The 14,917-nt window shown below is 72.3% G+C and carries 13 protein-coding genes; 10 read left to right on the top strand and 3 right to left on the bottom strand.

Annotation, left to right across the window (positions count from 1 at the left end; translation table 11 throughout):
• Positions 1-8: 8 nt before the first annotated feature.
• From ACWIF2_RS10780 to ACWIF2_RS10770, 3 genes are all read left to right on the top strand, one after another.
• A complete protein-coding gene (locus tag ACWIF2_RS10780) occupies positions 9-1,226 on the top strand; it encodes a saccharopine dehydrogenase family protein (RefSeq protein WP_454359801.1) in 1,218 nt (405 codons plus the stop codon).
• A 102-nt stretch (positions 1,227-1,328) separates the two neighbouring features.
• Positions 1,329-1,580: a WhiB family transcriptional regulator gene (locus tag ACWIF2_RS10775; protein WP_193478998.1), complete on the top strand. Its 252-nt coding sequence runs from the start codon at positions 1,329-1,331 to the stop codon at positions 1,578-1,580.
• Positions 1,581-1,655: 75 nt separating this feature from the next.
• Positions 1,656-2,006 carry a DUF488 domain-containing protein gene (locus ACWIF2_RS10770; protein ID WP_454359800.1) on the top strand — a complete coding sequence of 117 codons (351 nt, stop codon included), beginning with the start codon at positions 1,656-1,658 and terminating at the stop codon, positions 2,004-2,006.
• Between the two features lie 19 nt (positions 2,007-2,025).
• Here the strand turns inward: ACWIF2_RS10770 and ACWIF2_RS10765 are convergent, their stop codons facing one another.
• Both ACWIF2_RS10765 and ACWIF2_RS10760 read right to left on the bottom strand, forming a co-directional pair.
• Complete coding sequence (locus ACWIF2_RS10765) at positions 2,026-3,699, bottom strand: FAD-binding dehydrogenase (RefSeq protein WP_454359799.1); 1,674 nt, start codon at positions 3,697-3,699, stop codon at positions 2,026-2,028.
• A 17-nt stretch (positions 3,700-3,716) separates the two neighbouring features.
• Positions 3,717-4,349, bottom strand: coding sequence for a TetR/AcrR family transcriptional regulator (locus tag ACWIF2_RS10760; RefSeq protein WP_454359798.1), 633 nt, complete (start codon positions 4,347-4,349; stop codon positions 3,717-3,719).
• Positions 4,350-4,468: 119 nt separating this feature from the next.
• On the opposite strand from ACWIF2_RS10760, the gene ACWIF2_RS10755 reads away from it, so the two are divergent.
• From ACWIF2_RS10755 to ACWIF2_RS10745, 3 genes are all read left to right on the top strand, one after another.
• Positions 4,469-5,092 carry an alpha-ketoglutarate-dependent dioxygenase AlkB gene (locus tag ACWIF2_RS10755; RefSeq protein WP_454359797.1) on the top strand — a complete coding sequence of 208 codons (624 nt, stop codon included), beginning with the start codon at positions 4,469-4,471 and terminating at the stop codon, positions 5,090-5,092.
• 117 nt (positions 5,093-5,209) lie between these two features.
• Complete coding sequence (locus tag ACWIF2_RS10750; RefSeq protein ID WP_454359796.1) at positions 5,210-5,956, top strand: MBL fold metallo-hydrolase; 747 nt, start codon at positions 5,210-5,212, stop codon at positions 5,954-5,956.
• 41 nt (positions 5,957-5,997) lie between these two features.
• Positions 5,998-7,230 carry a DUF4032 domain-containing protein gene (locus ACWIF2_RS10745; protein ID WP_454359795.1) on the top strand — a complete coding sequence of 411 codons (1,233 nt, stop codon included), beginning with the start codon at positions 5,998-6,000 and terminating at the stop codon, positions 7,228-7,230.
• A gap of 13 nt (positions 7,231-7,243) precedes the next feature.
• On the opposite strand, the gene ACWIF2_RS10740 is transcribed toward ACWIF2_RS10745, so the two are convergent.
• Entirely contained in the window at positions 7,244-8,125 is an 882-nt protein-coding gene (locus ACWIF2_RS10740) for a universal stress protein (RefSeq protein WP_454359794.1), read from the bottom strand.
• A gap of 187 nt (positions 8,126-8,312) precedes the next feature.
• On the opposite strand from ACWIF2_RS10740, the gene ACWIF2_RS10735 reads away from it, so the two are divergent.
• The 4 genes from ACWIF2_RS10735 to ACWIF2_RS10720 all read left to right on the top strand — a co-directional run bounded on the left by ACWIF2_RS10735 (position 8,313) and on the right by ACWIF2_RS10720 (position 14,819).
• A complete protein-coding gene (locus ACWIF2_RS10735) occupies positions 8,313-9,989 on the top strand; it encodes an FAD-dependent oxidoreductase (protein WP_454359793.1) in 1,677 nt (558 codons plus the stop codon).
• Complete coding sequence (locus tag ACWIF2_RS10730) at positions 9,986-11,431, top strand: ATP-binding protein (protein ID WP_454359792.1); 1,446 nt, start codon at positions 9,986-9,988, stop codon at positions 11,429-11,431. Before ACWIF2_RS10735 ends, ACWIF2_RS10730 begins: the two co-directional genes overlap by 4 nt.
• Complete coding sequence (locus ACWIF2_RS10725) at positions 11,428-11,790, top strand: UBP-type zinc finger domain-containing protein (protein ID WP_454359791.1); 363 nt, start codon at positions 11,428-11,430, stop codon at positions 11,788-11,790. The genes ACWIF2_RS10730 and ACWIF2_RS10725 overlap by 4 nt, the downstream gene beginning before the upstream one ends.
• Before the next feature lie 92 nt (positions 11,791-11,882).
• A complete protein-coding gene (locus ACWIF2_RS10720) occupies positions 11,883-14,819 on the top strand; it encodes a helix-turn-helix transcriptional regulator (protein ID WP_454359790.1) in 2,937 nt (978 codons plus the stop codon).
• Positions 14,820-14,917 lie beyond the last annotated feature (98 nt).

Raw genomic sequence — 14,917 nt, 5'->3', positions numbered from 1 at the left:
TTTCTGTCATGCGTGTACTGCTCGTGGGCGCCGGCGGTGTGGGCGGCGCGATCACCCGGATCGCGGCCCGGCGACCGTTCTTCGAGGCGATGGTGGTGGCCGACTACGACCCGGCCCGGGCCGAGGCGGCGGTCGCGGCACTCGGCGGCGACGCGCGGTTCACCGCCGAGCGGGTGGACGCGGGCGACGAGGCGGCGGTGGCCCGTCTGCTGGCACGGCACCGCTGCGACGTCCTGCTCAACGCCACCGACCCGCGCTTTGTGATGCCCCTGTTCCGCGCGGCCCGCGCCGCGGGCGCCACCTATCTCGACATGGCGATGTCGCTGTCCCGCCCGCACGGGGAACGGCCGTACGCGGAGTGCGGGGTGAAGCTCGGCGACGAGCAGTTCGCCGAGGCGGCCGACTGGGAGAAGGAGGGGGTCCTGGCCCTCGTCGGCATGGGGGTGGAGCCGGGCCTGTCGGACGTCTTCGCCCGCCATGCCGCCGACGAACTCTTCGACGAGATCGAGGAGATCGGCATCCGCGACGGCGCGAACCTGACCGTCGACGGCTACGACTTCGCGCCCTCGTTCAGCATCTGGACCACCATCGAGGAATGCCTCAACCCGCCGGTCGTCTACGAGGCCGACCGCGGCTGGTTCACCACCGAGCCCTTCAGCGAGCCCGAGGTCTTCGACTTCCCCGAGGGCATCGGCCCGGTCGAGTGCGTCAACGTGGAGCACGAGGAGGTGCTGCTGGTCCCCCGCTGGGTCGACGCGCGCCGCGTCACCTTCAAGTACGGCCTGGGCCGGGAGTTCGTCGAGACGCTGAAGACGCTGCACCGGCTGGGTCTGGACCGCACCGACCCGGTGACGGTGCCGGGTCCCGACGGCCCGGTGGCGGTCTCACCCCGGGACGTGGTCGCCGCGTGCCTGCCCGACCCGGCGACCCTGGGCGAGCGGATGCACGGCAAGACGTGCGCGGGCACCTGGGTGCGGGGTGTGAAGGACGGGAAGCCGCGCGAGGTGTACCTGTACCACGTGGTCGACAACCAGTGGTCGATGAAGGAGTACGGCAGCCAGGCCGTGGTGTGGCAGACCGCCGTCAACCCGGTCGTCGCGCTCGAACTCCTCGCCACCGGCGCCTGGTCCGGCACGGGCGTGCTCGGCCCGGAGGCGTTCCCGGCCCGCCCGTTCCTGGACCTGCTGACGGCCTATGGCTCGCCCTGGGGCATGCGCGAGCAGTGACCGGTTGGCCGGGAGGCGTTGTTTCACGAGGCATCGACAGGTGACCCGAAAAGGAGTAAGCATCCGAACGGGCACGTTTCTACTGTGATGCAGGTGACTTCGATGGACAACTGGCGAGACCACGCTGCCTGCCGGCACGAGGACCCCGAGCTCTTCTTCCCGATCGGCACCACGGGACCGGCCTTGCTGCAGACGGAGCAGGCCAAGTCGGTGTGCCGGCGCTGCCCCGTCCAGGACGAGTGCCTGCAATGGGCCATGGACACGGGGCAGTCCATCGGGGTGTGGGGCGGCACGAGCGAGACGGAACGGCGTGCGCTGAAGCGGCGCGCGGCAGCCCGGCGCCGCTCCGGCTGACGTCCCTCCACCGGCCGTTCTGCGCGGCCGGGGTTACGCTCCCGGCAGACCCGTCCGCCGTGAAAGGGGCCGGCCATGAGCGTGCGCGTCCGCCGTGTCTACGATCCGCCCGAGCCGGAGGACGGGACACGTGTCCTGGTCGACCGGCTGTGGCCGCGCGGCCTGTCGAAGGCCGCGGCCCGGGTGGACGAGTGGCCGAAGGCGGTCACCCCGTCGACGGAACTGCGCCGCTGGTACCACGCGGGCGATGCCTCCTACGAGGAGTTCGCCGCGCGGTACGAGGCGGAGCTCACCGGCGACGAGGCCGCCGAACTCCTCGGCCGGGTGCGGGACCTGGTCCGCAAGGGTGACGTGACACTGCTGACCGCGTCCAAGACGCCGGAGCAGAGCCACGCGACGGTACTGGCCCGCCTCCTCGAAGACTGAGGAGACGGGCCCGGTCCCGTCAGGCGGTCTGCTTCGCCGCCGCTCGGCCCGCCGCCCGGCCCGAGAAGAGGCAGCCGCCGAGGAAGGTGCCCTCCAGGGCGTTGTAGCCGTGGACACCGCCGCCGCCGAAACCGGCGACCTCGCCGGCCGCGTACAGCCCCTCCACCGGCTTGCCGTCCGCCCCGAGGGCGCGGGAGTCCAGGTCGGTCTGGATGCCGCCGAGGGTCTTGCGGGTGAGGATGTTCAGCTTGACGCCGATCAGAGGGCCGGCCGCCGGGTCGAGGATGCGGTGCGGGGTGGCGACCCGGCCGAGGCGGTCGCCGATGTAGCGGCGGGCGTTGCGGATGCCCTGCACCTGGGCGTCCTTGGCGTAGGGGTTGGCGATCTGCAGGTCGCGGGCCTCGATCTGGCGCTTGATCCCGGCCGCGTCGAGGAGCGGCTTGTCGGTGAGGTCGTTCATCTTCGCGACGAGCTGTTCGACGCCGGTCGCGGTCACGAAGTCGGCGCCCTTGCGCAGGAACGCGTCGACCGGTCCGGGCGCGCCCTTGCCGAGGATGCGTTCCTTGAGGAACCCGGCGCGGTCCTTGGCGGTGATGTCGGGGTTCTGCTCGGAGCCCGACAGCGCGAATTCCTTCTCGATGATCTTCTGGCTGAGGATGAACCAGGAGTGGTCGTACCCGGCGATGTCCTCGGTGGTGCGCAGGTGCTTCAGGGTGCCGAGGGTGTCGTAGCCGGGCAGGCAGGGCCCGGGCAGACGGCGGCCGAGGGCGTCGAACCACATCGAGGACGGCCCGGGCAGGATGCGGATGCCGTGGCCGGGCCAGATCGGGTCCCAGTTCCGCAGACCCTCGGTGTAGTGCCACATGCGGTCGCGGTTGACCAGCCGTACGCCCGCCCGGGCGCTGATGTCGAGCATCCGCCCGTCGACGTAGGCGGGTACGCCGGTGACCATCTCCTGCGGCGGGGTGCCGAGGCGTTCGGGCCAGTGGCGGCGGACGATGTCGTGGTTCGCGCCGATGCCGCCGCTGGTGACGATGACGGCCTGGGCGGTGAGTTCGAACTCGCCGGCCGGGTCGCGGTTGGAGGCGACGCCGCGGGGTGCGGAGTCGTCGGCCAGGACCGTGCCGCGTACGCCCCGGGCGGTGCCGCCTTCGACGACCAGTTCGTCGACGCGGTGGCGGTGGTGGAAGGTGAGCAGGCCGTCGCGGGCGGCCTGCTTGGCGTAGCGCACGAACGGTTCGACCACGCCGGTGCCGGTGCCCCAGGCGATGTGGAAGCGGGGCACGGTGTTGCCGTGCCCGTGCGCCGTGAGGTCGCCGCGCTCGGCCCAGCCGACGGTGGGCAGGAACGTGATGCCGTGCCCGTCCAGCCAGGACCGCTTCTCCCCGGCGGCGAACTCGACGTAGGCGCGCGCCCAGCGCACGGCCCAGGAGTCCTCGTCCTCCAGCCGGTCGAAGCCGGCGCTGCCGCGCCAGTCGCTCCAGGCGAGGTCGAAGGAGTCCTTGATGCCCAGGCGCCGCTGCTGCGGCGAGTCGACGAGGAACAGCCCGCCGAAGGACCAGAAGGCCTGTCCCCCGAGGTTGGCGGCGTTCTCCTGGTCGACGAGGGCGACCCTGCGGCCCTTGCTGGTCAGCTCGTGTGCGGCGACCAGGCCGGCGAGGCCCGCTCCTACGACGATGACGTCGGCATCCATGGCGACCGTTCCCTTCCTCAGTTCTGATCGGGGGTGCCGCTGCCGTCGGTCAGCAGGGCCGTGAGCAGTTGCTTCAGCCAGACGCGGGCGTGTTCGACGTCCCGGTCCAGCAGCAGTTGCGTGGTGACGCCGTCGTACGCCGCGACCACGGCGCGGGCGGCGCCGTCCGTGTCGCCCAGGACGGCGGGCAGCGCGGTGTGCCCGCGGGCCCGGCCGAGCCGGTCGGCGATCGCCTGCCGCAGCCGCGCACGGTGCTCCAGCAGGCTGCGCGCCACGTCCGGGTCGCGGGCCGCGTGCACGAGGAAGTCCGTCTTCACCAGGAGCCAGTCCCGGTCGAGGAGCAGCACCTCGGTGACGCGGTCCACCGCGGCCGGCACGTCCAGGCCGGGGCCGTCGAGGGCGAGGGCCCCCGACACCTGCTCGGCGATCAGGTCGGCCCGCTCTCGGTAGAGGGCGAAGAACAGCTCGTCGAGGCTGGAGAAGTTGGAGTAGAAGGCGCCTCGGCTGTAGCCGGCGGCCTCGCAGACCTCCTCGATGGAGACGTGCCCGAAGCCCTTGGCCGCGAACACGGAGAACGCGGCGTCCAGGAGGTTGGCCCGCGTGCGCACCCGGCGCCTGGTCACACGCCCCGTCGTTCCCTCCACGGCCATCTCCGGCCCCCTTTCGATACAGGACTGTATTCGATACACCGATGTATCGAAAGCCTCGCGTCATGGAGCCCTCCCCAATTCGATGGAACATATTTTCGATTACGGAGTACGCTGGGCTCATGCACCTCCAGGGCTCCCTCTTCGACCAGACCGACGAGCTGCGCCTCGGTCCTCTCGACGGGATCAGCCGCACCGACCTCGGATTCGGCGCCTGGCTCGACGTCCTCCCGGCGTGGCTCAGCGGTTCCGACGACCTGTTCGAACAGCTGGCCGCCGAGGTGCCGTGGCGTGCGGAGCGGCGCACGATGTACGACCACGTCGTCGACGTCCCCCGGCTGCTCGCGTTCTACGGCGCGGACGACCCGCTGCCGCACCCGGTGCTGGACGAGGCGCGGGACGCCCTTACCGCCCACTACTCCGGCGAACTGGGCGAGCCGTTCACCACGGCAGGGCTCTGCTACTACCGAGACGGCCGGGACAGCGTGGCCTGGCACGGCGACCGGATCGGACGCGGCGCACGCGAGAACACGATGGTCGCCATCCTGTCGGTGGGAGCACCCCGGGATCTGCTGCTGCGCCCGATGCGGGGCGGTCGCGAGACCGTGCGCCGGCCCCTGGGCCACGGGGACCTCGTTGTGATGGGCGGTTCCTGCCAGCGCACCTGGGAACACTCCGTCCCCAAGAGCACGCGGGCGACCGGGCCGCGCATCAGCGTCCAGTTCCGCCCGCACGGCGTGCAGTGAGACGGCCCTGACCGCCCTGTCGCGCGGGCACGTTGACTGCGGACCCGGTGATTCCGCCTGCCGTGGGGTCTGCTTTCCTTCTCCCGTCGGGCTGGGACCACGGAACGCGGGGCGATCATGCGGGCAGACGTACGGCAAGTCGCGGACGGCACCTACCTGGTGCACGGCTCCAACACCAACTGGGTGATCCTCACGGAGGGGGACGCCGTCACGCTGGTCGACACCGGCTACCCCGGCGACCGGGAGCAGGTCCTCGCCTCGCTCGCGGAGGTGGGCAGCTCCCCGGAGGCGGTCGCGGCCGTGCTGATCACGCACGCGCACAACGACCACCTGGGTTCCGCCGAGTACCTGCGCGCCACCTACGGCACGCCCGTCTATCTGCACGAGGCCGAAGTGCCGCACGCGCGCCGGGAATTCCTGCACCAGGTGTCCGTCGGGACGGTGCTGAAGAACGCCTGGCGGCCCGGTGTCCTGCCGTGGGTGGTGCACGCGCTGCGCTCCGGCGGCACGACGCACAACCCGGTCACGGCCCCCGAGTCGTTCCCGACTGCGGGTGCCCTCGACCTGCCCGGCCGGCCCGTGCCGGTGCACACACCGGGCCACACCGATGGCCACTGCGCCTACCACGTGCCGGGCACCGGCGTGCTGATCTCCGGCGACGCCCTGGTCAGCGGCCACGCCACCTCGCGGATCGAGGGGCCGCAGCTGCTGCCGGACATGTTCCACCACGAGCGCCCGCGTGCCGTGGCCTCCCTGGATCTGCTCGCGAAGCTGGAGGGCGAGCTGCTGCTGCCCGGGCACGGGCCGGTCCACCGGGGTCCGGTGCGGGACGCCGCGCTCCGGGCCCGCGAACTCGCCCTTTAATCTGATGTGACGATCGGCGGCGAGACAAGGACACCCGGCCCATGGCACTGCAGATCAGCGCGACCAACCCGGAGCATCCCGCGCTCTTGCTGGAACTGCCCTGGGACGTGCCCCTCGAGGAGTGGCCGGAGGAGTACCTCGTGCCGCTGCCGCGCGGTATCTCCCGGCACGTGGTGCGCTACTCCCGGGCCGGCGACGAGGTGATCGCCGTCAAGGAACTGGCCCAGCGGCCCGCGCAGCGCGAGTACGACATGCTGCGCGACCTGGACCGGCTCGGCATCCCGTCGGTGGACCCCCTCGCCGTGGTGACCGGCCGCACCGCCGCGGACGGCTCCCCGCTGGAGAGCGTCCTGATCACCCGGCATCTGGGCGGCTCGATGCCGTATCGCTCGATGTTCGAGACGACCATGCGCCCGGCCACCATGCACCGGCTGATGGACGCGCTCGCAGTGCTGCTGGTGCGGCTGCACCTGGCCGGGTTCGCCTGGGGCGACTGCTCGCTGTCCAACACGCTCTTCCGGCGGGACGCGGGTGCCTACGCCGCCTATCTGGTGGACGCCGAGACCGGTGATCTGCATCCGCAGCTCAGCGTCGGACAGCGTGAGTACGACCTGGACCTCGCCCGGGTGAACATCAGCGGGGAGCTGCTGGACCTGGAGGCGTCCGGGGCCCTGCACCCGTCCGTGGATCCCATCGAGTTCGGCATGGAGATCTGTGCCCGCTACCGCAGCCTGTGGGACGAGCTGACCCGCACCTCCGTCTACCCGGCCGGCCAGTACCAGTACATCGAGCGCCGGATCCGCCGCCTCAACGAACTCGGCTTCGACGTCGCCGAGATGCAGATCGAGCACGCCTCGAACGGTGACACGGTCAGCTTCGTGCCCAAGGTCGTCGACGCGGGCCACCACCAGCGGCAGTTGCTGCGCCTGACCGGCCTCGACACGGAGGAGAACCAGGCCCGGCGGCTGCTGAACGACCTGGAGAGCTGGATGGCGACCCAGGACGACTACGCCCCGGGCGACCCCCTGGGCGCCCGCCCGGAAGTCCTCGCCCACCGCTGGGTGCGGGAGGTGTTCCGGCCGACCGTGCGGGCCGTGCCGCCCGAGCTGCGCGGCGCCGTGGACCCGGCGGAGATCTACCACCAGCTCCTCGAACACCGCTGGTACATGTCCGAGCGCGCCCAGCACGACATCGGCATCGACACCGCGGTCGAGGACTACATCCGCAACATCCTGCCCAAGGCCCGCAAGACCCTGCAGCCGACCGCGGACTGAGCCGGCGCGGCCGTCAGCCGTGCGGCACCACGGCGACCGGGCAGTCCGCGTGGTGCAGCACCCCGTGCGCCACCGAGCCGATCCGGGCGCCGACGGCCGTACGGTGCGCCCGGCGGCCGACGACCATCAGCTGGGCCGTCCCGGCCACCGACAGCAGCACCTGGCCGGCACTGCCCATCTCCACGTGCTCCCTCACCGGCACGTCCGGGAAGCGTTCCCGCCAGGGCCGGACCGCCGCGTCCAGGCCCTGCTTCTCGTACGGCTCCAGTCCCCCGGCCTCGTCGAGGAGCTTCAGCGAGCCCGGGCTGTAGGCGAACACCGGCGGCAGGGTCCAGGCCCGTACGACCCGCACGGTCGCCCCGCGCGCGGCCGCCGTCTCGAACGCGAACCGCAGCGCCTCGGCGCTGTCCTCCGGGTCGCCCTGCTGGCCCACGACGATCTCGCGCCCGGCGGCCTCGGCCGAGGCCTCGTCGCCCGCGCGGACGAGCACGACTGGCCGGGCGGCCTCCGCGATCACCTGCTGGCCGACCGAGCCGAGCAGGAAGCCGACGATCGGTCCGTGCCCGCGCGAGCCCAGCACCAGCAGTTCGGCGTCGGCAGCGGCGGCGACCAGCGTGTCGACGGCCGGCCCCTCCACGACGTCGGTGGTCACGTCGAGGTCCGGGTGCCGTTCGGTGACGGTCCCGACGGCCTCGGTCACGGCGCTGTGCACCCACTCCGCCTGGCTGTCGGCGTCCCCCGCGATGCGCGCTTCGGGCGCCTCCTGAGGCTGGGGCCGCCAGGCGTGCACCACCCTGAGCCCCGTCCCGCGCCGCACCGCCTCGCGCGCCGCCCAGGCCAGGGCGGCGATGCTCTCCTGCGATCCGTCGACCCCTGCGGTGATCGGGCGTGTCATCCGGCTGCCTCCTGTGGGAAGTCACTGCGTGCTGCTCAGTCTTCACTACCCCCCGTCGGTGAGCCGAGGCAGCCGGAGCTGATCTCCGTATCGGAGCGCGGCGGGGCGATCGAACATACGATGGGCGAAGGTCGGTGCGGTGCCCGGGGCGCCGTACCGGTAGTCGACCGCCCGGTGTGGGGGACGTATGGCACAGGCCGCCGACGCGGCACGGACCGTCATCATGACCGTGGACGACGACCCGGGGGTCTCCCGGGCCGTGGCCCGGGATCTGAGGCGGCGGTACGGCGCGTCGTACCGGATCGTGCGCGCGGAGTCCGGCGAGTCCGCGCTCGACGCGCTGCGGGAGCTGAAGCTGCGCGGCGATCTCGTGGCGGTGATCCTGGCCGATTACCGGATGCCGCAGATGAACGGCATCGAGTTCCTCGAACAAGCCCTGGACGTGTACCCGGGCGCTCGGCGGGTGCTGCTGACCGCCTACGCGGACACGAACGCGGCGATCGACGCGATCAACGTAGTCGACCTCGACCACTACCTCCTCAAGCCGTGGGACCCGCCCGAGGAGAAGCTCTACCCGGTCCTCGACGATCTGCTCCAGGCGTGGCGGACCAGCGACTTCCGGCCGGTGCCCAGCACCAAGGTGGTCGGGCACCGCTGGTCCTCGCGCTCCTCGGACATACGGGAGTTCCTGGCCCGCAACCAGGTGCCGTACCGCTGGTACTCCGCCGAGGAACCGGAGGGGCGGCGGCTGCTGGCCGCGGCCGGCACGGACGGGATGCGGCTGCCGGTGGTCATCACGCCGGACGGGGCGCCCTTGGTCGAACCGGAGGCCGTCGATCTGGCCGCCCGGGTGGGGCTGGCGACGACCCCGACGGCCGATTTCTACGACCTGGTCGTGATCGGCGGCGGACCGGCAGGGCTCGGCGCCGCCGTCTACGGCGCCTCCGAGGGGCTGCGGACGGTGCTGGTGGAGCGGTCGGCGACCGGCGGCCAGGCCGGGCAGAGCTCGCGCATCGAGAACTACCTGGGCTTCCCCGACGGTGTGTCGGGGGCACAGCTCACCGACCGGGCCAGGCGGCAGGCGTCCAAGTTCGGCGCCGAGATCCTCACCGCGCGCGAGGTGACGGCCCTGGAGGTCAACGGCGCCGCCCGGATCGTGCGGTTCTCCGACGGCTCGGCGGTCGCCGCGCACAGCGTGATCCTGGCGACCGGCGTGTCCTACCGGCAGCTCGCGGCGCCCGGCTGCGACGACCTGACCGGGTGCGGTGTGTTCTACGGCTCGGCCCTGACGGAGGCCCCCTCCTGCCAGGGCCAGGACGTGTACATCGTGGGCGGCGCCAACTCGGCCGGGCAGGCGGCGATGTACCTCTCCCGGGGCGCCAAGTCGGTGACGCTGCTGGTGCGCGGCCCGTCGCTGTCTGCCTCGATGTCGCACTACCTCATCCAGCAGATAGACGAGGCGCCGAACATCCAGGTGCGCTCCCGCACGGTCGTCGAGGCCGCGCACGGCGACGGCCACCTGGAACAACTGACCCTGCGGGACGTGGACAGCGGGCACACCGAACAGGTCGACGCCCAGTGGGTGTTCGTGTTCATCGGCGCGGCCCCGCTGACCGACTGGCTGGACGGCACGGTGCTGCGGGATGAACGCGGGTTCATCCTCGCGGGACCCGACCTGACGGCCGACGGCCGCCCGCCGCAGGACTGGGAGCTGGACCGGCCGCCGTACCACCTGGAGACCAACGTGCCCGGCGTGTTCGTGGCGGGCGACGCCCGCGCCGAGTCCGCCAAGCGCGTCGCGTCCGCCGTCGGAGAGGGAGCCATGGCCGTGATGCTCGTCCACCGGTATCTGGAGCAGTCATGAGCGGGCAGTCGATGCCCTGCAACCCGCAGGAGATCGGGGCGCTGTTCCTGTTCGAGAAGCTCACGCCCGAGCAGCTCGGCAGGCTGTGCGGCGAGGGACGGGTGGAGCGGTTCGAGCCCGGGCCGGTGTACACCGAGGGCGAGCCCGCCACCTGCTTCTACGTGATGCTCGAGGGCACGGTCGTGCTGTACCGCCGCGTCGGCGGGGACGACGTGGAGGTGACCCGGACCTCCCAGCGCGGGGTGTACGCGGGATCCATGCAGGCGTACCTGGGCGACCGGGTGCGGCAGGTATACAACAACTCCATGCGCGTCACCGAGCCGACGCGGTTCTTCGTGCTGCCCGCCGACACGTTCGCGGACATCATGCAGGAGTGGTTCCCGATGGCGGTGCATCTGCTGGAGGGGCTGTTCTTCGGTTCGAAGAGCACCCAGCGGGCCATCGGGCAGCGCGAACGGCTGCTGGCGCTGGGCTCGTTGTCGGCGGGGCTCACCCACGAGCTCAACAACCCCGCCGCGGCGGCCGTACGGGCGACCGCGACCCTGCGGGAGCGGGTCGGCAAGATGCGGCACAAGCTGGCGATCATCGCGCAGGGTTCGTACTCGCCCGAGGTCATGGCGAACCTCATCGACATCCAGGAGCGCACCGCCGAGCGGGTCGCCAAGGCCCCCACGCTGAGTCCGCTGGAGGCCTCCGACCGGGAGGACGCGCTCAGCGACTGGCTCGACGACCAGGGCATCCCGGACGGCTGGCGGATCGCGCCCACCTTCGTCCAGGCCGGTCTCGACGTGGACTGGCTGGACCAGGTCGCGGCGGCCGTGGCCGAGGAGATCCTGCCGAGCGCGATCGGCTGGCTCAACTACACGGTCGAGACCGAGCTGCTCATGGACGAGATCAACGACTCCACCACACGCATCTCGCATCTCGTCGACGCGGCGAAGCAGTACTCGCAGCTCGACCGGGCGCCCTTCCAGAACGCCGATGTGCACGAACTCCTCGACTCCACCCTGCTGATGCTGTCGGCCAAGATCGGCAAGGAGATCAAGGTCGTCAAGGAGTACGACCGGACGCTGCCGAGGATTCCGGCGTACCCGGCGGAGCTCAACCAGGTGTGGACGAACCTGATCGACAACGCGGTGTCGGCCATCAACAGCGCGGGCGGCCAGGGGACGCTCACCGTGCGGACGGCTCCGGACCACGACCGGCTGCTGGTGGAGTTCCGGGACACGGGCGTCGGTATCCCGGCGGCGGACCGGGGGCGGATCTTCGACCCCTTCTTCACGACGAAGCCGGTGGGTGAGGGGACCGGGCTCGGCCTCGACATCTCCTGGCGGATCGTGGTCAACAAGCACCACGGGAGCATCCAGGTGGAGTCGGAGCCGGGGGACACACGGTTCCAGGTGCTGCTTCCGCTCACATCGGTCGAGGAGGAGCCTTCATGAGCGACGACAGTCGTGACAACGGGATCGACCCGAGCGTGCCGCCCAGCGGTAACGGGTGCGTCGACTGTGATGCGGCCGGGGGGTGGTGGTTCCATCTCCGGCGGTGTGCGCAGTGCGGGCACGTGGGGTGTTGCGACAGTTCCCCCGCGAAGCACGCGACGGGGCATTTCCGGGCCACCGGGCATCCCTTGGTGCAGAGCTTCGAGCCCGGGGAGAACTGGTACTGGGACTACTCGGCGAACGAGTTGTACGAGGCCGGGCCTGAACTGGCCCCGCCTGTGAGTCATCCTGCGGATCAGCCGACGCCGGGGCCCGCGGGGCGGGTGCCGGTGGATTGGGCGAAGGTGTTGCGGGCCTAGGAGCTCGGGGCTTGTCGTTCGGTGGCGGCAGCGGGTTGTGTGTGGTTGATCGCGCAGTTCCCCGCGCCCCTGAAAAAAGAGGGTTGGTTTCGTTGCCGCAGGCTTCATCGGTCACGCCCGTTGTCGGGCGGGATGCCGAACTCGCCCGGCTTTCCGGCGTACTGGAGCGTGCTCGTGCCGGTGAGGCTCGGGCCGTGCTGGTCGCCGGGGATGCCGGGGTCGGTAAGACGCGGGTGCTGGACGAGATGGCCGGGCGGGCCGCCGAGGCCGGGATGACCGTCGTCACCGGGCATTGTGTGGATCTCGGGGACGTCGGGCTGCCGTATCTGCCGTTCACCGAGATTCTCGGGGTGCTGGCCGCCGAGGAGCGGTTCGAGGGCGCTCTCGCCGCGCACCCCGTGGTCGAGCGGTTGCTGGGGGCCGGGACCGGTGGCGTGCGGGACGTCGACGGGCGGTTGCGGCTGTTCGAGGGGATGGCGGGGCTGCTGGCCGAGGTGGCCGATGTCGCTCCGTTGTTGCTCGTGCTGGAGGATCTGCACTGGGCCGACCAGTCGTCGCGGGATCTGCTGCGGTTCCTGCTCGGCCGAGGTGTCCTCCGGCACCGGCTGGCGGTCCTCGCCTCGTACCGGGCCGACGACCTGCACCGCCGGCATCCGCTGCGGCCGCTGCTGGCGGAGTTGGTACGGCTGCCCGCCGTGGAGCGGCTGGAGCTGCGGCCGCTGGCCGACCCCGATGTGGCCCGGCTGGTGCGTGCCCTGGAGCACCGGCCGCTGCCGGACACCACCGTGCGGCGGATCGTGGAGCGCGCCGAGGGGAACGCCTTCTACGCGGAGGAACTGCTCGCGGCCACCGACTCGGAGCCCGCCGGGGTGCCCGGCGGGCTCGCCGACGTGCTGCTGATCCGCTTCGAGCAGCTCTCCGAGACCGCGCAGCAGGTGCTGCGGACCGCGGCCGTCGCCGGGCGGCGGGTGGAGCACGAGGTGCTGCGGAAGGCGGTCGGGCTGCCCGAGGAGGAACTGGAGTCCGCGCTGCGGGAGGCGGTGGGGCGGCAGCTTCTCGTGGCCGGGGACGACGACACGTACTCCTTCCGGCACGCCCTCGCCCGTGAGGCCGTCTACGCGGATCTGCTCCCCGGGGAACGGGCGAGACTGCACGGCGCGTTCGCCCGGCTGCTCGCCGGGCGCGGCCGGACCGCCGAGAGCGCTGCCGAGCGCGCCCACCACTACCGCGAGAGCCACGACCTCGCCGAGGCGCTGGCCGCCTCCCTAGAGGCCGCGGACCACGCGCAGCGCGTCGGTGCGCCCGCCGAGGAGCAGCGGCACCTGGAAGCGGCCCTTGATCTGTGGCCCGCGGTGGTTCCCGAAGCCCGGCCCTCGGGCGGGGGCGTCGACCGGGTGACGCTGACGCTGCGCGCCTCGGCGGCGGCCGCGCACGCCGGGGAGCTGCACCGCGCGGTCTCCCTCAGCCGGTCCGCGCTGGCCGAACTCGGCCAGGACACCGGCTCCGAGCTCGCCGCCCGGGTCCGCTACACCCTCGCCGGGAACCTGCTGAGCGTGGACAGCCTGACGGCGGCGTTCGCCTACAGCAGCGAGGCCCTGGCGATGATCCCCGAGGATCCTCCGTCGCGTACCTGGGTGTGGGCGGCGGCCACCCATGTCCTGGCCGCACGCCACGTCGGGGAGAACGAGGCCGCGCTGCGGGTCGCCCGCCGGGCCCTCGGGGTGGCGGAGGGGCTGCGGGTCACCGACGCTCAGGCGGACCTGCTGATCTCCCTGGCCGTGTTCGACGGTGCCGGGCGGCGCGGCCCCGAGGGCCGTGAGCGGCTGCTCAAGGCCCGTGAGCTGGCCCGGAGTTCGGGCAACGCGCCCGTGGAGCTGCGGGCCCTGTTCAACCTGGCGATGGGCTACTACGAGTCCGGCGCCCTGGCGGAGTGCGTGCCCTGGCTGACGGAGGGCCTGGACCGGGCCCGGCGCGCCGGGCTGCTGTCCTCGACGTACCCGCTGGAGATGCGGTACCTGCGACTGCTGGTGCTGCACGTGCTGGGCCGCTGGGACGAGTGCGTGCGCGCGGCGGCGGCCGACGCCGAGGTACTGCCGGCGGTCGGGGGTTACACGGTCGGTCCCGCGCTGTACGTGGCGCTGGCGCGTGGCGATCTGGCGGCCGCCGACCGGGCACGTGCCCTGCTGGAGGGGCCCTTCGAGTGGATGGCCACCCTGGTCGCGGGCATCGTGCTCACCGACGCCGCGGGGCTGCGCGGCGATCCCGAGGACGCGGTGCGGTGGATGCGGTCCACGGTCACGGCCCTGGCCGACGAGGCGGTCCCCCGCCCGGGCGTCACGGTCCGGCTCGCCGCCCTGGCGCTGTCCCCGGTGGCCGACACGGCCGCCGGACTGCGGCTGACCGGCGACGAGGCCGCGGCCCGCCGCTGGACGGACACCGCGACCGAGCTGGTGGAACAGGCGCGGGCCATCGCCACCCACGGCGAGAACGGTACGCCCCAGGGTCCCGAGGGACAGGCATGGCTGGCCCGGGCGGAGGCGGAGTGGCTCAGGGCCGTGTCGGGGCCGGACGCGGCGGCCTGGTCGGAGGCGGTGAAGGCCTTCGGGTACGGCGATGTCTACGAGCGGGCGCGCTGCCGGTTGCGGTACGCCGAGGCCCTGGTGGCGGCCGGGCGTCGCGAGGAGGCGGTGGCGGAGGCCCGAGCCGTCCGGGAGACCGCCGACGACCTCGGCGCCACGCCGCTGCGGGAGCAGGTCGACGCCCTGGTCCGGCGCGGCCGGCTCTCGGACACACCGGGCGCCGGCGACCGGGCCGGCACGCTCACCGCACGCGAGCAGGAGGTGCTGCGGCTGCTCGCCCTCGGCCGCAGCAACCGGCAGATCGGCGACGAACTGTTCATCAGCGGCAAGACGGCGAGCGTCCATGTCTCCAACATCCTCGCCAAGCTGGGCGCTTCGAGCCGCGGCGAGGCGGTGGCGATCGCCTACCGGGAGGGTCTGATCACCCCGGAGCCGTCGGCGTCCGGTTGACCGGCACGACCGGCCGGCCGGTGCCTACCCCTGACCCGGGCTAGGTCGTGTCCGCAAAGTCCCGTCGTCCGCCCGGGGGGCGGGCCCCGCGGCGTCTG

The sequence above is a fragment of the Streptomyces sp. NPDC055506 genome, assembly GCF_053643595.1.
Note: the sequence above shows the minus strand (reverse complement) of the source record. Positions and strands in the feature narration are given on the sequence as shown.